This is a genomic window from Microbispora siamensis (assembly GCF_016863095.1).
GTDB classification, from domain to species: Bacteria; Actinomycetota; Actinomycetes; order Streptosporangiales; family Streptosporangiaceae; genus Microbispora; species Microbispora siamensis.
Window position 1 is genome coordinate 17904 of sequence record NZ_BOOF01000003.1, and the last position, 19539, is coordinate 37442.

The 19539-nt window shown below is 72.9% G+C and carries 19 protein-coding genes; 11 read left to right on the forward strand and 8 right to left on the reverse strand.

Annotation, left to right across the window (positions count from 1 at the left end):
* Positions 1–98: 98 nt before the first annotated feature.
* The gene (locus Msi02_RS03165; RefSeq protein WP_239108077.1) at positions 99–752 is read right to left on the reverse strand and encodes a GntR family transcriptional regulator; all 654 of its coding nucleotides are present in this window, start codon (positions 750–752) and stop codon (positions 99–101) included.
* Positions 753–792: 40 nt separating this feature from the next.
* Here Msi02_RS03165 and Msi02_RS03170 point away from each other — a divergent pair, with 40 nt between their 5' ends.
* Positions 793–1578: a carbon-nitrogen hydrolase family protein gene (locus Msi02_RS03170; RefSeq protein WP_204046992.1), complete on the forward strand. Its 786-nt coding sequence runs from the start codon at positions 793–795 to the stop codon at positions 1576–1578.
* 21 nt (positions 1579–1599) lie between these two features.
* Here Msi02_RS03170 and Msi02_RS03175 read toward each other — a convergent pair whose 3' ends face one another.
* Complete coding sequence (locus Msi02_RS03175; RefSeq protein WP_204046993.1) at positions 1600–2931, reverse strand: CynX/NimT family MFS transporter; 1332 nt, start codon at positions 2929–2931, stop codon at positions 1600–1602.
* Positions 2932–3193: 262 nt separating this feature from the next.
* On the opposite strand from Msi02_RS03175, the gene Msi02_RS03180 reads away from it, so the two are divergent.
* Both Msi02_RS03180 and Msi02_RS03185 read left to right on the forward strand, forming a co-directional pair.
* A complete protein-coding gene (locus Msi02_RS03180; protein ID WP_204046994.1) occupies positions 3194–4444 on the forward strand; it encodes a discoidin domain-containing protein in 1251 nt (416 codons plus the stop codon).
* A 163-nt stretch (positions 4445–4607) separates the two neighbouring features.
* Positions 4608–6566, forward strand: a complete 1959-nt coding sequence (locus tag Msi02_RS03185; protein ID WP_204046995.1) for a Xaa-Pro dipeptidyl-peptidase — start codon at positions 4608–4610, stop codon at positions 6564–6566.
* A gap of 61 nt (positions 6567–6627) precedes the next feature.
* On the opposite strand, the gene Msi02_RS03190 is transcribed toward Msi02_RS03185, so the two are convergent.
* Genes Msi02_RS03190 through Msi02_RS03205 form a run of 5 tightly spaced genes read right to left on the reverse strand, consistent with a single transcriptional unit; the run spans position 6628 to position 12322 of the window.
* Positions 6628–7788 carry a hypothetical protein gene (locus Msi02_RS03190; RefSeq protein WP_204046996.1) on the reverse strand — a complete coding sequence of 387 codons (1161 nt, stop codon included), beginning with the start codon at positions 7786–7788 and terminating at the stop codon, positions 6628–6630.
* 19 nt (positions 7789–7807) lie between these two features.
* On the reverse strand, positions 7808–7903 hold the full coding sequence (locus Msi02_RS44400; protein WP_373308236.1) for an aromatic-ring hydroxylase C-terminal domain-containing protein: 96 nt from the start codon (positions 7901–7903) through the stop codon (positions 7808–7810).
* A 10-nt stretch (positions 7904–7913) separates the two neighbouring features.
* Positions 7914–9149: a rod shape-determining protein RodA gene (gene rodA, locus Msi02_RS03195; protein ID WP_204046997.1), complete on the reverse strand. Its 1236-nt coding sequence runs from the start codon at positions 9147–9149 to the stop codon at positions 7914–7916.
* Entirely contained in the window at positions 9146–11248 is a 2103-nt protein-coding gene (gene mrdA, locus Msi02_RS03200; protein ID WP_204046998.1) for a penicillin-binding protein 2, read from the reverse strand. Before mrdA ends, rodA begins: the two co-directional genes overlap by 4 nt.
* Positions 11249–11290: 42 nt before the next feature.
* Complete coding sequence (locus Msi02_RS03205) at positions 11291–12322, reverse strand: rod shape-determining protein (protein ID WP_239108078.1); 1032 nt, start codon at positions 12320–12322, stop codon at positions 11291–11293.
* 205 nt (positions 12323–12527) lie between these two features.
* Here Msi02_RS03205 and Msi02_RS03210 point away from each other — a divergent pair, with 205 nt between their 5' ends.
* The 7 genes from Msi02_RS03210 to Msi02_RS03240 all read left to right on the forward strand — a co-directional run bounded on the left by Msi02_RS03210 (position 12528) and on the right by Msi02_RS03240 (position 17695).
* On the forward strand, positions 12528–13289 hold the full coding sequence (locus Msi02_RS03210) for a DeoR/GlpR family DNA-binding transcription regulator (RefSeq protein ID WP_204047000.1): 762 nt from the start codon (positions 12528–12530) through the stop codon (positions 13287–13289).
* On the forward strand, positions 13286–14251 hold the full coding sequence (gene pfkB, locus Msi02_RS03215; protein WP_204047001.1) for a 1-phosphofructokinase: 966 nt from the start codon (positions 13286–13288) through the stop codon (positions 14249–14251). Before Msi02_RS03210 ends, pfkB begins: the two co-directional genes overlap by 4 nt.
* Before the next feature lie 113 nt (positions 14252–14364).
* Positions 14365–15546 carry a mannitol-specific PTS transporter subunit IIC gene (gene mtlA, locus Msi02_RS03220; RefSeq protein ID WP_204047002.1) on the forward strand — a complete coding sequence of 394 codons (1182 nt, stop codon included), beginning with the start codon at positions 14365–14367 and terminating at the stop codon, positions 15544–15546.
* A gap of 4 nt (positions 15547–15550) precedes the next feature.
* Positions 15551–15859 (forward strand): PTS sugar transporter subunit IIBC family protein, encoded by a 309-nt coding sequence (locus Msi02_RS03225; RefSeq protein ID WP_079312333.1) that lies wholly within the window; start codon positions 15551–15553, stop codon positions 15857–15859.
* A complete protein-coding gene (locus Msi02_RS03230) occupies positions 15852–16319 on the forward strand; it encodes a PTS mannitol transporter subunit IIA (RefSeq protein WP_204047003.1) in 468 nt (155 codons plus the stop codon). Before Msi02_RS03225 ends, Msi02_RS03230 begins: the two co-directional genes overlap by 8 nt.
* Positions 16316–17356 carry a zinc-dependent dehydrogenase gene (locus Msi02_RS03235; RefSeq protein WP_204047004.1) on the forward strand — a complete coding sequence of 347 codons (1041 nt, stop codon included), beginning with the start codon at positions 16316–16318 and terminating at the stop codon, positions 17354–17356. The genes Msi02_RS03230 and Msi02_RS03235 overlap by 4 nt, the downstream gene beginning before the upstream one ends.
* 18 nt (positions 17357–17374) lie before the next feature.
* Positions 17375–17695, forward strand: a complete 321-nt coding sequence (locus tag Msi02_RS03240) for an HPr family phosphocarrier protein (RefSeq protein WP_204047005.1) — start codon at positions 17375–17377, stop codon at positions 17693–17695.
* A gap of 83 nt (positions 17696–17778) precedes the next feature.
* Here Msi02_RS03240 and Msi02_RS03245 read toward each other — a convergent pair whose 3' ends face one another.
* Complete coding sequence (locus tag Msi02_RS03245; protein ID WP_204047006.1) at positions 17779–18357, reverse strand: TetR/AcrR family transcriptional regulator; 579 nt, start codon at positions 18355–18357, stop codon at positions 17779–17781.
* 93 nt (positions 18358–18450) lie between these two features.
* On the opposite strand from Msi02_RS03245, the gene Msi02_RS03250 reads away from it, so the two are divergent.
* Positions 18451–19503 (forward strand): NAD(P)-dependent alcohol dehydrogenase, encoded by a 1053-nt coding sequence (locus tag Msi02_RS03250; protein ID WP_204047007.1) that lies wholly within the window; start codon positions 18451–18453, stop codon positions 19501–19503.
* Positions 19504–19539 lie beyond the last annotated feature (36 nt).

The following is a 19539-nucleotide window of genomic DNA, read 5'->3' on the forward strand; positions in this document are numbered from 1 at the left end:
TCCCTCCCACTAACAATCTGGCGTATGCGAATTGTATACAAAAAGTATGGGATGACCGTAGCGGGTGACGGCCTGAGCCGGTACCCGAGATCGGCGGCCTACAGGGCCAGGAGCGCCTGCGAGGTCTTCCCCAGGTGCGCGTCGATCGCTGCGTGCGCGTCGGCGACGGCGCCGGCGCGCACCGCCTCGGCGATCGCCCGGTGCTCCAGGCAGACGTCCTGCCAGCGCCCGTCACCGGCCCGCAGCGCGGCGATGCCCACCCGGACCTGCCGCTCGCGCAGCCCCGCGTACGTCCGCGACAGCAGCGAGCTCCCGGCCGCGTCCACCATCAGCTGGTGGAAGCGGCGGTCCAGCTCGATGAACGCCCGGGCGTCCCGCCGGGAGGCGTCGCCCGCCATCGCGGCCTGCTCCTCCAGCACGCCGAGCATCGCCGTCCCGGTCGCCTCCGCGTCCAGGCCGGGGACGGTCACGGCGTAGCGCTCGATGACCCCGCGCAGCTCCATCAGCTCGCGGATCTCCCGCGCGGACAGCGGGGAGATGTACACCCCCCGCTGGGGCAGCATCTTCAGCAGGCCCTCGGACGCCAGGATCAGCAGAGCCTCCCGCACCGGCGTCCGGGAGAGGCCGACGTCCTCGGCCAGCTGCTGCTCGTTGACGAACGTGCCCTCCCGGGCCGGATCGGACAACACCACCTCGCGCAGATAGGTCAAGGCCCGCTCTCGCCCGGTCAACCGCTGTCCGACACCATTCACGAGCACAATGTATACAAGTCGTAGACAGGGAAGGAAGCTCATGCGCGTCGCTATCGCCCAGGTCAACAGTGGTCCCGATCCCGAGGACAACCTGCGCCTCGTACGGGAGTGGACGGCCCGCGCGTCGGGCACGGGGGCCGATCTGGTCGTCTTCCCCGAGGCCATGATGCGCCGGTTCGGCCTGCCCCTGCGGGAGGTCGCGGAGCCGGTGGACGGCCCGTGGGCGGACGGCGTGCGGGCGGTCGCCCGCGAGTCCGGGCGTACGATCGCGGTCGGCATGTTCACCCCCGCACCGGACGGCCGCGTCCGCAACACGCTGCTGCTGACCGGTCCGGAGGTGGACACGGCCTACGACAAGATCCATCTCTACGACGCGTTCGGCTACCGGGAGTCGGACACCGTCGCGCCCGGAACCGACCCCGTGACCGCGACCGTCGCGGGGGTGCGGATCGGCTTGGCCACCTGCTACGACGTCCGCTTCCCCGGGTTGTTCACCCGGCTGGCGGGGCAGGGGGCGCAGGTCGTCGTGCTGTGCGCGTCCTGGGGCGACGGCCCGGGCAAGGTGGACCAGTGGCGGCTGCTGACCCGCGCCCGGGCGCTCGACTCGACCACCTTCGTGGTCGCCTGCGGCCAGGCGAGCCCGCCGGACGGTACGGGCGCGGGCTCCGCGCCGACCGGGATCGGGCACAGCGTGGTCGTCTCACCCTGGGGGCGGCCCCTCGCCGAGGCGGGGCCGGAGGCGCGGCTGATCGACGTCGAGATCGATCCGGACGAGGTCGCACGCGCGAGGGCGGCCATCCCCGTCCTCACCGACGCACGCCTGTAGGAATCGCGGACGCGCAGCCCCTCAGGCGGCCTGCCGGTCGCGGCCCGCGAAGTATCCGGCCGCGATCTGCGGCACCATGAGGCACACCACGAAGGCCAGCGGCCCCCGCCAGCCGCCGGTGTGCTGGTAGAGCGCTCCGACCAGGATGGGACCGGGAACCGACAGCAGGTAGCCGACGCTCTGCGCGAAGGCGGACAGCCGGATCACCGTCGCGCCGTCCCGGCCGCGCATCCCGATCATCGTGAGCGCCAGCGGGAAGGAGCAGTTGGCGACGCCGAGCAGCACCGCCCACAGCCAGGGCGCGGCGGCGGGAGCCGCCCACAGTCCGGCGTACCCGGCGAGCCCGAACACTCCGAGCAAGACGGCCATGCCGCTCTGGTTCCGCAGCCGCCCGGCGACGGCGGCCAGCACGAAGGACAGCGGCACCCCGAGCACCGAGGTGACGGCGAACAGCAGGCCGGCGGTCTCTGCCGACAGCCCGGCATCGCGGAAGACCTGGGGGAGCCAGCCCATGATGACGTACGCGGAGGTGGCCTGCAGGCCGAAGAAGACCGCGAGCGCCCAGGCCGTGGGGCTGCGGGCGACCCGTACATGCGTCCCGGCCCCCGTGGCGGCGTCCCCGCCCGCCTGCTGCCCGGCCTGCTGTTCAGCCCGCCGCCGGCCGTCGCGGGCGAGGGCGACCCAGGGCGGCACGGCGACGGCGGCGAGGACGGCCCAGGCGCCGAGGCCGGCACGCCAGTCTCCGCCGAACGCGCCGGCGAGCGGGACGGTGACGGCGGCGGCGGCCGAGGCGCCGAGATTGAGTGCCATGGAGTACAGGCCGGTCATCGTGCCGACCCTGTCCGGGAAGCGTTGCTTGACCACGACCGGCAGCAGCACGTTGGCGACCGCGATCCCGGCCAGTGCGAGGCCACTCAGCGCGAGGAACACCGGAGTGCTGCCGACGAACGGACGCAGGGCGAGCCCGAGCGCGACCGCCGCCATCCCGGCGAGGACGACGCCGTCCGGTCCGTGACGGCGGGCCAGGCGGGGTGCGACCGAGCCGACCAACGCGAAGCACACCGCCGGCACGGACGTGAGCAGACCGGCGACGGTGGCGCTCATCCCGAGGGCGGCGCGGGCCTCCTCGAGCACGGGCCCGAGACTGGTGACCACGGGCCGGAGGTTGAGCGCCGCCAGCACCAGGGCGGCGACCGCCAGGCGGCGCGTCCATGCGGCGGACCGGACGCGGCCCCGCCGCCGCTTCGCGGGGCTCCGCCGTGCCGCGTCGTCCTTCGGCGCCGTCACATCGCGAACCACCGGCTCGGTCCGGATTCCGGCGTCGTCCGGAACCACCTGGTCGTCCCCAGCCACCCTGTCATCCACGCGCTGTCATCCCGTAAACCACCTCGTCACCCTCAAACGACCAGGTCATCCTAAAATCAGCGCCTTATTCCGAAATCAACCGGGTCGCCCCAGAGCCGCGGCCGACCTGCCGCCTCCGGCGATCCCGCCCGCCCCACCGTCCTAATTGGGGGCTTGACACCCCATTTGTGGCGGAAAAAACTCGGAGCACTTCCGCTCCACAGCACCCCCGACTGCGGCCCCGTGAGCACGTGCCGCGAAGGAGACAGGCATGAGGCGATTGTTCGCCGTTCTCGCGCTGGTCGCAGGCTTCCTCCTGCCGGTGTCCGCGCGCGCCGACGCCGCCGTCGCGAACGTGGCCCCGTCCGCCACCGCCTCCGCCTCCTACACCTCACCCTGGGAGAGCGTGGCCGCCGTCAACGACGGCATCGGCCCGGCTCGCTCCGACGACAGGCGGAACCGCCGCTGGGGCACCTGGCCCGAGGCCGGCGAGCAGTGGGCCCTGCTGACCTGGCCGACCGCCCAGACGATCTCCTCGGTGCAGGTCTACTTCTTCGACGACGGAGGCGGCGTCCGGCTGCCGGCCTCGTGGAAGCTCCAGAGCTGGGACGGCGGCACGTACGTGGACATCCCGGCCTCCTACCCCACCGCGATCGACACCTACAACACCGTCACGTTCCCCGCCGTGACCACCACCCGGCTGCGCGTCGTCCTGCGCAGCGGTGAGGCGTCGGTCGGGCTGCTGGAGATCAGGGCGCTCGCCGACGCCGCCGGCCGGCAGAGCGACTGGAGCCCGCCGGCCGACCTGGTCGCGCCGCTCGACGAGGTCTGGCGGCACGCCGAGTCCGCGTCCACCGACCTGTACGGCTACCGCAACTACGCCTGGGACCAGATCATGGCCAACGGCGGCAGCGTGAACTACTGCGTCCGGTGGGACTCCGGCGCCCCGGTCTCCGCGGAGCTGCGCGACAGGATCCAGGCCGCGCTGGCCAGGTCGTTCAAGAAGTGGACGGACGTCATGGCGGGCCACAACGGCTGGCCGTACGTGGACGTGCCGCTGAAGGTGGTCGGCTGGGCCGTACGCGACCGCGCCCTGCTGCAGTGGAGCGACGACTCGGTGGACGTGTACGTCGGCGACCTGAGCGAGAACGCGCCGCAGTGCGCCGAGCCGTGCGGACGCCTGTTCGACCAGTCGGGCGCCTACTCCGACTGCCCGGGCGGCGCCTCCCACCACTACGACATGTCGCTGTGGCTCACCGAGGGCATGATCGGCGGCATGGGAGGCGCCTGGGGACAGCGCGTCGGCAGCGAGTATCTGGTGGACAACCTCGGCAGCGACGACATCCACATCCTCCTGCACGAGATCGGGCACGGTTTCGGCCTGAACGACTTCTACGACTGGACGCCGTCCGGGCAGTGCTGCTTCCTCATGAAGGCGGGCTCGGCCACGTCGATCACCGAGTTCGACGCGTGGATGCTGCGCGACGTCTGGCGGCACCTGAAGAGCCGCTACGGCTACTGACGCCCTTCCGGGCCGAGGCCGGATTTCGACATCTGTCGAAAACAGTCGTGATCAAGACAGAACGGTCGTCCGAAGACATTCCACACTTGCGTCCCTAGCATCGCCCTCTACGGGCCGAATCCCCCGGCCCGAATCCCCCCGATCGTTCTTGGAAGGTTTGCCGATGTCCTCATCGCGCCGGGTGACGCCTGGTCCCCTCCCTCCAGCCGCGTCACGCCGTACGGGAGCCGCACGCCGGGGCGCGGCGGCGCTGGGCCTCGCCGTCGCCACGACCGTCACGGGGCTCGCCGTGAACCCGGCCACCGCGGGCGCCGCCGCCGTTTCCGTCGGACCGGTGTTCCAGAACGGCATGGCCCAGCCGGTGTTCTCGACCAACCGGAACGACTGGATCCGCGAGGAGGTGTGGGTCGAGACCCCGGTCGACAGCGACGGCGACGGACGGGGCGACCGGGTGCACGCCGAGGTGACCCGGCTCAGGGAGACCGAGACGGCCGGCCTGAAGTCGCCCGTCGTGTACGAGGTCAGCCCCTACTACGCCGGCGGCAACCCCATCACCAACCACGACGTCGACCACGAGCTCAACGAGGCGCTCCGGCCGGGCAAGGGCTGGCTGAACCGCGGCGGCAAGGTGCTCGACCCGGCGGCCGACGAGCGCCTGGCCGCGGCGACCGCCGACGACGCCGGGACCGGCGGCGCGGACGCGTCCCTCGCGGCGACCGGCCCGCAGCCGGTCATCAGCACCAGCCACGAGTCCAACTGGCTGCCTCGCGGTTTCGCGGTGGTCCACGCCGAGTCGCTGGGCAGCGGCAAGTCCGACGGCTGCCCGACCACCGGCGGGCGCAACGAGACCATCGGCGCCCAGTCCGTCGTCGACTGGCTGAACGGCCGCGCCAAGGCGTACGACGCCTCCGGGCGGGAGGTCACGGCGACGTGGACGACCGGCAAGGTCGGCATGATCGGCACCTCGTACAACGGCACCCTGCCCAACGCGGTCGCGAGCACCGGCGTCGAGGGGCTGGAGGCCATCGTGCCGATCTCGGCGATCTCCAGCTGGTACGACTACTACCGGGCGAACGGCGCCGTCGTGGCCCCCGGCGGCTACCAGGGCGAGGACACCGACGTGCTCGCCGAGTACGTCTACACGCGCGCGGACAAGCAGGTCTGCCGCAGCGTCATCGAGGAGCTCGCGAAGGCGCAGGACCGCGTCACCGGCGACTACAACGCCTTCTGGGACGAGCGCAACTACATGAACGACGTCGGCAAGGTCCACGCCGCGGTGCTGGTCGCGCACGGCCTCAACGACTGGAACGTCAAGACCAAGCACGCCGCGCAGTGGTACGAGGCGCTCAAGGCGCGCGGGGTGCCGCACAAGATCTACCTGCACCAGGGCGGGCACGGCGGCTCCCCCAGCGTCGACGTGCTCAACCGCTGGTTCACCCGCTATCTGTGGGGTTACCAGAACGGCGTGGAGGACGACCCCCGCGCCCTGGTGCAGCGCGAGGACCGGACCCTGGTGCAGTACCCCGAGTGGCCCGACCCGGCCGCCGCGGACACCGAGCTCAACCTCGCTCCCGGCGCCGGCGGCGCGGCCGGCGTCCTCACCTCCGACAGGACCCGGACCGGCAAGCCGGTGACCGAGACGATCGTGGACGACGCCACCAAGCGGGCGCAGACCCTCGCCGACGCCGCCACCTCGCCCAGCCGCCTGGCGTACAAGTCGGAGGCGCTGACCGCGGCCGCCAGGCTCAGCGGCACCCCGCGGGTGTCGCTGCGGATGTCCTTCGACCAGCCGGCCGCGAACGTCACGGCGCTGCTCGTCGACTACGACCAGAACGGCAAAGCCAAGATCATCACCCGGGGCTGGATCGACCCGCAGAACCGCACGTCGGTCTCACGGACCGAGCCGGTCAAGCCGGGCACGCCCTACCGCCTCGACTTCGACCTGCAGCCGCACGACTACGTCTTCCCCGCGGGGCACCGGATCGGGGTCGTGCTGCTGTCGAGCGACTACGAGTACACCATCAGGCCCGCCCCCGGCGCGCGGCTGCACCTCGACACGACGAAGAGCACGGTGACGCTGCCGATCGTGGGCGGCGCCGGCGCGCTCACCCCCGCGAGCTGAGCCTCTCACGACACGCCGTCCCCGCCGGCCGACCTGGCCGGCGGGGACGGCGTCCGTGTGACTACAGCAGAGCCTCGCGATGCCGCCAGGCGAGGTCCAGCACGGCCGCGCCCGCCGCCTGCATCGGCTCGTCGCGGACGTACCGCCGCACGGTCTCCGCGTCGAACGGGACGCGGCCCACGACCTGGCCCTCGCTGTTGGCGGCGGCGACGTCGCCGAAGACGGCGTCGAACGTCTCCGCCTCCAGCACGGTCACCGTGAGGAAGTCGGTCGCGAAGGTCAGCGGATCGACTCCCACGCCCAGCACGAGGGAGCGCACCCGCCCGTCCTCGCGGGCGTCCGTCAGCAGCCGGTAGAGCGGCCAGCCCTCGTAGTCGAAGCCGTCGCCGTACTCCTCTCCCCGCCCGAGAAACTCCTCGGCGTACTCGCGGACCACGCACTTCCACAGGTCGAGGTCGGCCTTCTCCGCGCCCGCCGACTCGTGCGCGGGCTGGAACACCCCGACCGGCATGACCTGGAAGAGCCCGCCGCCGTGCGCCACCCGGGCCGGGTCGCGCCAGTGCAGGACGAACGACGTCTCCCCCGTACGGCGGTCGTGGCGCAGCGTCAGCGTCGAGATCGCGCAGAGCGCGGGCCGGCGGCGCAAATCGGTGGGGTCGCCCACGAGCGCGCGGAACGGCAGCGGCCGCCCGTCCCCATGCCCGGCGAACTCCTGCCCGGCGAGTTCGCGCGCGACGATTTCTTGCGCGACGGGCTCGTAGGCGGCCAGCTCGTGGGCGGCCGCCTCTCCCACGCTCACGCCGTCGAAGTAGCGCGCGCGGGTGAACGTCAGCTCCGGCCAGGCGACCTCCAGCAGCCGGTAGCAGGTGCGGTCCTCGAAGAGCCGGGGGCGGGCGAGAGCCCCCAGCGCGTCCGGGTAGGCGCCGGCGCCCTCCGGCAGCAGGGCCGCCGCCTCCGGCTCCCGGCCCGTGACGGCGGGGGCGGGCGCGTCCTCCACCCAGCCGAGCCGCACCTCACGCAGGTCGAGCGGCGTGGCCAGGGTCCATGGGGTCGCAGTCCAGCCGTCCCGGGTGAGCAGGCGGGTCGATCCGGCCCTCGCGAGTCCGGGATAGAGCCGATCCGCCACCGCGGCCAGCTCGTGCCTGCGCCCGTTCAGGCGTCGCCGTGTCTCGGCCCATTCCGGCCCCGACGGCCGCATCCGCACCTCCTCGTTCGATCTCACGAGTCCGCACCCTAACCGCTCACCCGAGGACCGTACGCAGCGCGCCTTCCAGCTCCACGAGGCCGGCCTCGGCGGGCGGCCGCCAGGCGATGATCCCATCCGGCCGCACGAGCACGGCTGGCGTGTCACAGGCGCCGCACGTCCTGCCCGCGGACGGACATGAGGACGCCGACCGCCGCGAGGCAGGCCACGACGGACGACCCGCCGTACGACACCAAGGGCAGCGGGACCCCGACGATCGGGAGCAGGCCGACGACCATGCCGACGTTCACGAACGTCTGGACGCCGAACCAGCACACGATTCCGGCCGCCGCGAGGGTGCCGTACGGCGAGGCGGCCCGCGCCGCGACGCGCAGCCCGCGCGCGAGAACGGCCCACAGCAGCAGGAGCACGAGCGCGGAACCGGCGAACCCGAGTTCCTCCCCCGCCACGGTGAAGACGAAGTCGGTGTGCTGCTCCGGCACGAAGCCGCCGCCGGTCTGGTCTCCCCGCAGCAGCCCCCGGCCGGACAGCCCGCCGGAGCCGACCGTGATCAGCGCCTGGGCGGCGTTGTAGCCCGCGCCCTGCGGGTCGGCGAGCGGGTCGGCGAAGGTGAGCAGCCGATGCACCTGGTGTGGCCGCAGCAGCCCGAGGACCCACGCGAGCACCGCGGCGGCCGCCCCGGCGGACGCGAGCAGCCCGATCCACCGCCAGCGCACCCCCGCCGCGACGAGCATGCCGAACGTGATCGCCGCGATGATCGTGAACGTGCCGAGGTCGGGCTGGAGCATGACCAGCCCCAGCGGCACGGCGGCCACGGCGAGCGCGAGCAGCACCTGCGCGCCGCGCGGCCGGTGCTCCCCGTCGGGCTGCTCCCCCAGCAGCATGGCGAGGATCAGCACGAGCGCCGGCTTGACCAGCTCAGACGGCTGCACCTGGAGGGCTCCGGCGCCGAGCCACGACTGCGCCCCGTTGACGGTGCGGCCGAGCGGGGTGAGCACGGCCAGCAGGCCCAGGCAGCCGAGCGCGTACAACGGCGGGGTCCAGGCACGCAGCGCTCCGTGGTCGGCCAGCGCGAACGCGACCATCACGACGGCTCCCACCGCCACGTTCAGGAGCTGCCGCCGCAGGTAGGTCCGCGGGTCCTCACCCTCCGCCGCCAGCCTCGGGCCGGTCGACGCCCACACCAGCACGACTCCGACCAGGCACAGCGCGCCCGCGGCCCCGGCGAGGCCCCAATCGGGGACGCCTCCGGCGACGCGGCGCGCGAGGCGGGCGGCGGACCGCGACGCGGACCGTACGGCGGAGCTGGCCGGCCGGACGGGCCACCGGTACGGGGCCGGGGGCGTCGGGCGCGGCCGGACGGGAGCCGGCACAGTCATCGCGGCCTCCCCGTGTCGTCCCACGAGCCCCTGGTTCCGGACAGGCCGGTGGTTCCGGACAGGCCTATGGCAGCGGGCAGGCCATCGGTCTCGGAGACCCCCGTGGTCTCCGGAAGGCCGGCGGGCGGGCGTCCGCCCGGCAGCGCGGCCCTCCTGCCGTCGAGGCCGTAGATGCCGGACCAGATCTCACGGGCGGCCGGGGCGGCCGCCTCGGCCCCCGTGCCGCCCTCCGACACCACGACGACCACCGCCAGGCGCGGATGGTCCGCCGGGGCGAACGAGGCGAACCAGGAGGTGTCGGCGGCTCCGTACGCCTCCGCGGTGCCCGTCTTGCCCGCCACCGGCACCTTGTCGAGCGGGAACCCGGCGAACGCCGGAGCGGCCGTGCCCGACCGGGGCACCTCGGCCAGGGCGTGCCGGATGTAGGCCAGCGTCCTGTCCGGCACCGGGAGGCGACCGGTCACCGGCGGGGTGATCTCCCGCAGCACCCGCCCGTCCCGGCCGACCACCGCTCTGCCGACCCGGGGGCTGAACAGCGTGCCGCCGTTGGCGAGGGCCGCGTACGCGCGGGCCAGTTGCAGCGGGGTGACGACCACGTCGCCCTGCCCGATCGAGAAGTTGGCGGCGTCACCGGCCGTCCACAGGTAGCCGTGGTCGCAGTTCTCCTTCGCGATGGCCGTGAGGTAGGCGGCGCGGCGCGGGTCGGTCCTGGCCACGGAGGGGTAGCCCGTCCGGGCGTCCGCGCACGTCTGCTTCCTCGTGCGCTCCCACGTCTCACGCTTCCAGGTCCGGTCGGGCACCCGGCCCGCGGCCTCGCCGGGCAGGTCCACGCCCGTACGGACGCCGAAGCCGAAGGCGCGGGCCATGTGCTGCATGGGGTCGGCGGGCCGCGGGGCGCCGTCGTCCTTCAGCCACAACCGGTGGGCGAACCGGTAGAAGATCGTGTCGCAGGACACCACGAGGGCGCGGTGGAGGTCCATGCCGCCGAGATTCGCCCCGCCGAAGTTGCGGAACGACCGGTCGCCGATCCGGTAGGAGCCGGAGCAGTCGTAGTGGCCGTCCAGGGGGTAGCCGGCCCGCGCCGCCGCGGCGGTGGACACGATCTTCCACGTGGAGGCGGGCGGCCACTGTCCCTGGATGGCCCGGGAGATCAGCGGCAGCCCGTGCGCCTCGCTCGTCAGGCGCGCGTAGTCGGCCTGCCGGATGCCGCCGGTCCACACGGAGGGGTCGTAGGCGGGGTATCCGGCGAGCGCGACGATCCGCCCGGTGCGCACGTCCATGACGACCGCCGCCCCCGAACCGGCCGCGCCCGCGACGCGCCCTGCCGCACGCTTCAGCGCCTTTTCCACCACCGCCTGGACGCGGGCGTCGATGCTGGTGACCAGCGTCGCGCCGGGGACGGGCGCCCGCTCGCGCACCGTGCGCACGGCTCGCCCCGCGCTGTCCACGACGACCTCGCGGCTGCCGGCCCGCCCGCTCAGATCGTCCTCGTACTGCGCTTCCAGTCCGTCGCGGCCTGTCGGTTCCGCGCCGCCCCGGCCGGCGCCGGAGGAGCCGGGCGCGAGGTAGCCCAGCAGGTGGGCGGCGAGCGTGCCCCGCGGATACTCCCGCACCGGCCGCCGCTCGACCCGTACCCCCGGCAGGTCGTCCTCGCGCTCCATGAGACGCAGCGCCACCCGCTCGCTCACCCCGCCCGCCACCGGCACCGGCTCGTACGGCGAGCCCGCCCAGCACGGCTTGTTCACCCCCGGCCCGCAGGGGCGCAGCCGGGCGGCCAACTCCTCTCGGGGCCGGCCGAGCAGTTCGGCCAGGCGGCTCAGCACCGCCCGCCCCCGGTCGGGCAGCCGGTCCAGCGCGGCGCGGTCGACGGACACCCGCACGGCCGCCCGGTCGCGCGCGAGCGGGCGGCCCCGGTCGTCCACGATCTCGCCGCGTACGGCGGGGACGACGACGCGGCGGGTGTGGTTCTCGGCGGCCATCCGGGCGTACCGGTCGCCGTCGAGGACCTGCACCTGCCACAGACGGCCGAGCAGGACGAGGAAGAGCACGGCCACGAGCAGGTGCACGACGAGCAGGCGGGAACGAGTCGGTCGTCGCATCATCACCGAGTTGACGTAAAGGTCGGCGAGCAGGGGGAACGGTCAGCCGCGGGGTTCTGGCACCAGGACGTTCTGGAGCCGGTCGAAGTCCTCGACACAACGGCCCGAGCCGAGCGCCACGGAGTGGAGCGGGTTGTCCGCGAGCCTGACGGGCATGCCGGTCGCCTCGGCCAGCCGCCGGTCGAGCCCGCGCAGCAGCGCGCCGCCTCCGGTCAGCACGATGCCGTTGCCGACCAGGTCGCCGGCCAGCTCCGGGGGGCACTGGTCGAGCGCGGTCTGGACCGAGTCGACGATCGCGTGGACCGGCTCCTCCAGGGCCTCGCGCACCTCCTCGGAGGACAGCGTCATCGTCCGCGGCAGGCCGGTCACCAGGTCGCGGCCCCGGATCTCGGTCGTGCGTTCCTCCTCGTGCTCCCACGCCGTCCCGATGTCGATCTTGATGCGCTCGGCCGCCCGCTCCCCGAGCAGCAGGGCATGCTCCTTCTTGACGTGGGCGATGATCGCCTCGTCGAGTTCGTCGCCGCCGACCCGCAGCGAGCGGGCCGTGACGACACCGCCGAGCGCGATGATCGCGACCTCGGTGGTGCCGCCGCCGATGTCGACCACCATGCTGCCGGTGGCCTCGTTCACGGGCAGGCCGGAGCCGATGGCGGCGGCCATGGGCTCCTCGATGATGTAGACGCGCCGGGCGCCGGCCTGGTAGCCGGCCTCCTTCACGGCGCGCTGCTCGACGGCGGTGGTGCCGCTCGGCACGGCCACCACCATCCGCGGCTGAGTCAGGTAGCGCCGCCGGTGGACCTTCTGGATGAAGTAGCGGAGCATGCGCTCGGCCACGTCAAGGTCGGTGATGACGCCGTCGGCGAGGGGGCGGATCGCCACGATGTTCCCGGGCGTCCGCCCGATCATCTGTTTCGCCTCGGCGCCCACCGCGACGATCCTGTCGGTGCGGGTGTCGACCGCCACCACCGAGGGTTCGTCGAGCACGATCCCGCGATCGCGCACGTACACGAGCGTGTTGGCCGTACCAAGATCGACTGCCATGTCACGGCCAAGCAGATCCAGAGAAAACCGCATCGCGATTCCCACAAGAAGATCGAAAAAGGCCGGAAGGATCCCCCAAAAGGGAGGATCAGTGGATCTACGGACATTTTACTCCGGCTAGCGATCTCCCTCACACCCGGAGGCTGCCCGTTTCGTTACGTTCACCGCTCTTGACCGTCCAACACAGCCGGGTATAAACACATACGAAACAACATCGAAACGGCGGTGAACCAACACGATGTACGCCGAGGAGCGGCAGCAGGAGATCCTGCGGGCGGCCCGCGACGCCGGCCGGGTCGACGTGGTGACGCTGGCCGAGCGGTTCGGCGTCACGACGGAGACGATCCGCCGCGACCTGACCGCACTGGAGCGCGCGGGCGTCCTGCGGCGCGTGCACGGCGGCGCCATCCCGGTCGAGCGCCTGGGGTTCGAGCCCGCCCTGGCCGCGCGGGACGAGGTGATGACGGCCGAGAAGGAGCACATCGCCAAGGCCGCCCTGGCCGAACTCCCCGAGGACGGCTCCGTGGTGATCGACGCGGGCTCCACGACGAGCCGGCTCGTGCAGGCGCTGCCTCCGGACCGCGAGCTCACCGTCGTCGTGAACTCGCCTCCGTTGGCCACGGTGCTGGCGGCCCGCCCCAACCTGACCGTGCTCATGCTGGGCGGCCGGGTGCGCGGCCGGACGCTGGCGACGGTGGAGGACTGGGCCATCCAGCAGTTGTCGCAGCTCAACGTCGACGTGGCCTTCATGGCCACCAACGGCTGCTCGGTGGCCAAGGGCCTGACCACCCCCGATCCGGCCGAGGCGGCGATCAAGCGGGCGATGATCGCCTGTGCCGACCGCGCCGTCCTGCTTGCCGACCACACGAAGTTCTCCGGCACCTACCTGGCGCGCTTCGCCACGCTCGGCGAGATCGACGTCGTCATCACCGACACCGGACTCGACCCCGACCAGGCCGCCGCGCTGGCCGCCGCGGGACCGGAGGTCGTCCGGGCATGATCCTCACGCTGACCCTCAACCCCAGCCTCGACCGCACGATCGAGGTCGGCGCGCTCACCCGCGGGGCCGTCATCCGGGCGGCCGCCACCCATCTCGACCCCGGCGGCAAGGGCGTCAACGTGTCGCGGGCCCTGCTGGCCAACGACGTCCGGTCGTGCGCGGTCATCCCGTACGGCGGCAGCGAGGGGCGCCGGCTCCTCGACCTGCTGTCGGCGGAGGGCATCGACATGATTCCCGTGCCGGTGGAGGGCCCCACCAGGTCCAACGTCGCGATCGCCGAGCCGGACGGCACCGTCACCAAGGTGAACGAGCCGGGCACCGCGCTGACCCCCGCCGAGCTGGACACGCTGGCGGGCGCCGTGCTCGACGCCGCCAGATCGGCCGACTGGGTGGTCGCCTCGGGCAGCCTCCCGCCCGGCGTGCCCGTGGACGTCTACGCCGGGCTGTGCCGCCGGTTCGCCGGCGCCGGCATCAACCTCGCGGTCGACACGAGCGGCCCCGCCCTCGTGTCCGCGGTGAACGCCGGCCCCGCGCTGGTCAAGCCGAACCGCGACGAGCTCGCCGAGGCCACCGGCACGTCGATCGCCTGTGTCGGCGACGTGCTCGACGCGGTCGGCAAGCTGCGCGCCATGGGCGCGCGGTCGGTCCTGACCAGCCTCGGTGCGGACGGCGCGCTGCTGGTCGAGGACGACGAGCAGGTCTGGTACGGCGAATGCGCGGTCGAGGAGCCGCGCAGCAGCGTGGGCGCGGGCGACGCCCTGCTGGCGGGCTTCCTCGCCGCCGGGGCCCGCGGCGGGGCGGCCCTCGCCGAGGGCCTGGCCTGGGCCGGCGCGGCCGTGGGGCTGCCCGGCAGCCGGATGCCCGGCCCGGCCGACATCGATCGCACACACGTCCGGATCGGTCCCCCCGACCCGGCCCGGCCGCTCACGCCACCCCCTCGCTCGGCGCTCGGGGGCGCTTGAGCGCGACGACCGTCCCTACCGATTCACTCGCCTCGCTCGCTCATACCCGGGGGATGAGCGCCACCCCCCACCAACCGGCCAGCCAGGCCGGTCGCCCCGGAAGGAGCACGTCAATGGCCACGCCTTATACCCCCACCGTTCACGGCACCGGTGTGCGGGCCACGATCCAGCGCTTCGGCGGCCATCTCGCCGGGATGATCATGCCCAACATCGGCGCCTTCATCGCCTGGGGCCTCATCACGGCCCTGTTCATCCCGACCGGGTGGCTGCCGAACAAGACACTCGCCGAGCTCGTCGGCCCGATTATCAGCACCCTCCTCCCGGTGCTCATCGGCTACACCGGCGGCCGGATGGTCCACGCCCAGCGGGGCGCGGTCGTCGGCGCCGTCGCCACGATGGGCGTGGTCGTCGGGGCGGACGTCCCGATGTTCCTCGGCGCGATGATCATCGGCCCGCTGGCCGCGCTGATCCTCAAGTACGTCGACCGGTTCACCTCCGAGCGGACCAGGGCCGGCTTCGAGATGCTGGTCGACAACTTCACCGCCGGCATCGTCGGCGCGGTGATGGCGATCGCCGGCGTCCTCGCCATCGGCCCGGTCGTGGAGAAGGTCACCGAGGTCGCGGGCAGCGGCGTCGAGTGGCTCATCACCCACTCGCTGCTGCCGATCGCGTCGGTCATCATCGAGCCCGCCAAGGTGCTGTTCCTCAACAACGCGATCAACCACGGGGTGCTCGGGCCGCTGGGCGTCGCCGAGTCGGTCAAGCACGGCAAGTCGATCCTGTTCATGCTGGAGTCCAACCCCGGCCCGGGTCTCGGCCTGCTGATCGCCTACCTGCTGTTCGGCCCGAGGTCCCTGCGTCCCAGCACCCCCGCCGCCGTGATCATCCACTTCTTCGGCGGTATCCACGAGATCTACTTCCCGTACGTGCTGATGAAGCCGCGCCTGATCCTCGCGGTGATCGCCGGCGGCGCCTCGGGCGTGCTCACCTTCCTGGTCACCGGGGCGGGCCTGGTCGCGACGCCGTCGCCGGGCAGCATCTTCGCCTACATGGCGGTGACCCCGAAGGGCGGCTGGTTCGGCGTGATCGCCGGAATCGTGGTCGCGACGGCCGTCTCCTTCGCCGTCGCCGCCGCGCTGCTGGGCTTCGGCCGCGCCAACGGCGACCAGGCGGACGACCCGGCGCCGGACGCCATCGCGAACGACACCACCGACACCCCCATCACGAGCGGCGACGACCGCGACACAACCGGCGAGACGGCGGCCGAGAGCGTGCCCGCCACCAAGGAGGCGTAGAACCGTGTCCAGCATCGAGGGCAAGGACGTCCGCAAGCTCATCGTGGCCTGCGACGCGGGCATGGGCAGCAGCGTCATGCTGGCGAGCACGCTGCGCAAGCAGCTCAAGGGCACCGCGGTCAGCGTGGAGCACACCCCGGTCAACTCGATCCCCGGGGACGCCGACGTGATCGTATGCCACACCGGGCTGGCCGACCGGGCCAGGGCGAGCGCCCCCGGCGTCGTGCTCGTGCCGTTTCAGGTCTTCATCGGCGACCCGGCCGTGGCGCGGGTCGTCACCGCCATCAAGAACGGGGGCACGATCGATGGCTGACCGGGCCGGCACGGCCCCGCTCCCCCTCGACCCCCGCGCCGTACGGACGGCCGCCACCGCCGCGGACGTCGAGGACGCCATCCGGCAGTGCGGCGCCGTCCTCCGGGAGGTCGGCGCGGTGGACGGCGGCTACACCGAGGCCATGCTCGAACGCGAGCGGTCGATCTCCACGTACGTCGGCGAGGGCGTCGCCATCCCCCACGGCACGCTGACCTCGAAGGAGGCGGTCCGCCACGACGCCATCTGCGTGCTGCGCTTCCCCGAGGGCGTCGACTGGCACGGCGAGCGGGTGACGGTGTGCGTCGGCATCGCGGCCCGCGGGGACGGCCACCTGCGGCTGCTGTCGGAACTCGCGCAGATCCTGCTCGACCCGGACCGTGCCGCGGCCCTGCGCGCCGCCACCGAGGTCGACGAGATCATCGAACTGCTGCAACCGGACGGAGAGGAAGACTCCGAGTGAAAGTCGCCCGTTTCCACGCTCCCGGGGACATCCGGCTGGAGGAGGTGCCCGAGCCCGTCGCCCGCCCCGGCGAGGTCAAGATCCGCGTACGCAACTGCTCGACGTGCGGCACGGACGTGAAGATCTACCGCTTCGGGCACCACCACATCAGGCCGCCCCGGGTGATGGGCCACGAGATCGCCGGGGAGATCGTGGAGCTCGGCGAGGGCGTCACCGGCTGGAACCCGGGCGACCGGGTGCAGGTGATCGCCGCGATCCCCTGCGGCGAGTGCGAGGAGTGCCGCCGGGGTCACCGCACGGTCTGCCCCAACCAGGAGTCGATGGGCTACCACTACGACGGCGGCTTCGCGCAGTACATGGTCGTGCCGGCCAAGGTGCTCGCCGTGGACGGGCTCAACCGCATCCCCGACGGGGTGGGGTTCGCCGAGGCGTCCCTCGCCGAGCCGCTCGCCTGCGTGCTCAACGGGCAGGAGCTGGCCCGTGTCGGCGAAGGCGACGACGTGGTCGTCGTCGGCTCGGGCCCGATCGGCTGCCTGCACGTGCGGCTGGCCCGCTCGCGCGGCGCGGCCCGGGTGTTCCTCGCCGACCTGAACGCCGAGCGCCTCACGATGGCCGCCGACCTCGTACGGCCCGACGCGGCGATCTGCTCGGGCGAGACCGACCTCGTGGACGAGGTGCTCAAGCTGACCGGCGGCCGGGGCGCCGATGTGGTGATCACGGCGGCGGCCTCCGGTGCGGCCCAGCAGCAGGCGTTGCAGATGGCCGCTCGGCAGGGCCGGATCAGCTTCTTCGGCGGGCTGCCGAAGGACGACCCGATCATCGCCTGCGACTCCAACCTCGTGCACTACCGGGAACTGACCATCGTCGGCGCCAACGGGTCGAGCCCGGCGCACAACGCCCGCGCCCTGCGGCTCATCGCCGACGGAGCGGTGCCGGTCGCCGACCTGATCACCCATCGCCTCGGCCTGGACGAGGTCATGGACGCCATCGACGTCGTCGCCCGCGGCGCCGCCATCAAGGTCACCATCGAGCCCTGAGATCCGAGAGGTACAGCGATGCCGGAAAGGACAGTGGCGGTCGCCTCGCGCTCCGGCCTGCACGCCCGCCCCGCCAAGATCTTCGTCGAGGCGGCGGCGCGGCAGACGGCGCCCGTGCGCATCCGCGTGGGCGACGGGAAGGCCGTCCCCGCCAACAGCATGCTGGGCGTGCTGACCCTCGGGGCCGGGCATGGCACCGAGGTCACCCTGGAGGCCGAAGGCCCGGGAGCGGAGGAGGCCCTCGCCGCCCTCGTGGACCTGCTGTCCCGCGACCTCGACGCCGAAGGGGCCGAGGGGGCCGCGGACCCCGGAGCCGCCGAGGCTTCCGGGGCCGCCTGAGCCGCCGGGGGCCGCCTGACCGGTGCCGAGGCTGCCCGGCCGCCCGGCCGGGCAGCCGTCCCGGACGGTAGGTGGGTGCTCGATCAGGGGGCGACGGCGCGGGCGACGCACTCGCGCAGGAGGGCCCGGCGGCGGTCGTGGTCGGCGGCGGGCTCATCCGCGGTGGCGGCGTAGAAGCCGCTGGCCGGGGACCAGGCACAGGCCATGGCGATGACCAGGGCGATCAGGTCGAGAGGGTCGCCCTGGCGGAGCCGTCCGGCGGCCTGGGCGGCGGCGATGGCGGCGAGTTTCGGTTCGTCGCGGGGGGTGTCGGTGAGGCGTCCTGTCGGACGTCGTTCCAGCCGCAGCCAGGCCATGAGGCGGACCAGTTCGGGATGGCGCAGGTTCTCGTCGTACATTCCCACGGCCCAGCCGGGCAGGTCGTCGGCGTCGAAGGCGACGGCGCTCATGAGCCGGTCGGCGTGGTCGGCGATCACCGCGTCGAACAAGCCGTCCTTGCTGCCGAAGTAGCCATAGACCTGGGCTTTGTTGGTGCGTGCGGTGGCGGTGATGCGGTCGATCCTGGCGCCGGCGATGCCTCTTTGCGCGAACTCCTCGGCGGCCGCGTCCAGAATCCGGCGCCTGGTCGCGGCACCCTTCGGTGTGGTCGGCAGCTCGGGCATGACCTCAGCCTAGCAGACAGACTAGTCGGTTTACTTCTCGGTCGAGTGTGCCCTACGCTGAAAAACAGACCGAATAGTCTGTTTGGAGGATCCATGCGTACCACCACCGGCTGGATGAGCACTGGGGGCGCCACCGCGCTGCGGCGTGTCCGGATCGAGCGCCGCGACCTGCGCGACGACGACCTCGCGGTCCGCGTCGACTACTGCGGCGTGTGCCACAGCGACCTGCACCGGATCGGCGGCCTTCTCGGCGAGGGCGCTCTGGTCCCCGGCCACGAGTTCACCGGCACGGTCACCGCCGTCGGCGTCGCGGTTACCGAGTTCTCGGTGGGCGACCGGGTCGCGGTCGGGACCGTCGTCGACTCGTGCGGGGTCTGCGAGATGTGCCGGATCGGCCAGGAGAACTTCTGCTACGAGGGCCCCGTCACCACCTACGGCGGGATCGACCGCGTCGACGGCACCAGGACCCAGGGCGGCTACAGCCGCGAGTACGTGGTACGCGACCGGTTCGCCTACCACCTGCCGGACGGGCTCGACCAGGCCGCCGCCGCACCGCTGATGTGCGCCGGGGTCACCGTCTGGGAGCCCCTGCGCACGGCCGGGATCGGGCCCGGGAGCCGGGTCGCCGTGGCCGGCCTCGGCGGGCTGGGGCACCTGGGGGTGAAGCTGGCCGCCGAGCTGGGCGCCGAGGTCACCGTCCTCAGCCGCACACCCGCCAAAGCGGAGGACGCCCACAAGCTCGGAGCGGTCGACACCCTGGTGACCACCGACGACCGGCAGACTCAGCGGGCACGCGGCAGGTTCGACCTCATCCTGGACACCATCCCCGTCGCGCACGACCTGTCCCCGCTGCTGCGCATGGCGGCCCTGGACGGCACCCTCGCCCTGCTCGGCTACCCCCTGGAGCAGGCGGTGCGGATCCTCGACCTGGTTCAGGGCCGCAAGAAGCTGACCTCCTCGGGCACCGGCGGCCGCCGCCACACCGGCGAGTTGCTGGACTTCTGCGCCGACCACGCCATTACGGCCGACGTCGAGGTGCTGCCCTCGGCGCGCGTTCAGGAGGCACTCGACCGCCTTGGCCGCGGCGACGTCCGCTACCGCTTCGTGCTCGACCTGTCCGACCTCGACCAGCCCGCCGACTCATGAACCGCGGCCGCTCCACAGCGCGCTCCCGTTCGTGGA

Coding starts and splice junctions, on each gene's coding strand:
- Msi02_RS03170 (WP_204046992.1), top strand. CDS start 793: ATGCGCGTCGCTATCGCCCAGGTCAACAGTGGTCCCGATCCCGAGGAC.
- Msi02_RS03180 (WP_204046994.1), top strand. CDS start 3,194: ATGAGGCGATTGTTCGCCGTTCTCGCGCTGGTCGCAGGCTTCCTCCTG.
- Msi02_RS03185 (WP_204046995.1), top strand. CDS start 4,608: ATGTCCTCATCGCGCCGGGTGACGCCTGGTCCCCTCCCTCCAGCCGCG.
- rodA (WP_204046997.1), bottom strand. CDS start 9,149: ATGACTGTGCCGGCTCCCGTCCGGCCGCGCCCGACGCCCCCGGCCCCG.
- mrdA (WP_204046998.1), bottom strand. CDS start 11,248: ATGCGACGACCGACTCGTTCCCGCCTGCTCGTCGTGCACCTGCTCGTG.
- Msi02_RS03205 (WP_239108078.1), bottom strand. CDS start 12,322: ATGCGGTTTTCTCTGGATCTGCTTGGCCGTGACATGGCAGTCGATCTT.
- Msi02_RS03210 (WP_204047000.1), top strand. CDS start 12,528: ATGTACGCCGAGGAGCGGCAGCAGGAGATCCTGCGGGCGGCCCGCGAC.
- pfkB (WP_204047001.1), top strand. CDS start 13,286: ATGATCCTCACGCTGACCCTCAACCCCAGCCTCGACCGCACGATCGAG.
- mtlA (WP_204047002.1), top strand. CDS start 14,365: ATGGCCACGCCTTATACCCCCACCGTTCACGGCACCGGTGTGCGGGCC.
- Msi02_RS03230 (WP_204047003.1), top strand. CDS start 15,852: ATGGCTGACCGGGCCGGCACGGCCCCGCTCCCCCTCGACCCCCGCGCC.
- Msi02_RS03240 (WP_204047005.1), top strand. CDS start 17,375: ATGCCGGAAAGGACAGTGGCGGTCGCCTCGCGCTCCGGCCTGCACGCC.
- Msi02_RS03245 (WP_204047006.1), bottom strand. CDS start 18,357: ATGCCCGAGCTGCCGACCACACCGAAGGGTGCCGCGACCAGGCGCCGG.
- Msi02_RS03250 (WP_204047007.1), top strand. CDS start 18,451: ATGCGTACCACCACCGGCTGGATGAGCACTGGGGGCGCCACCGCGCTG.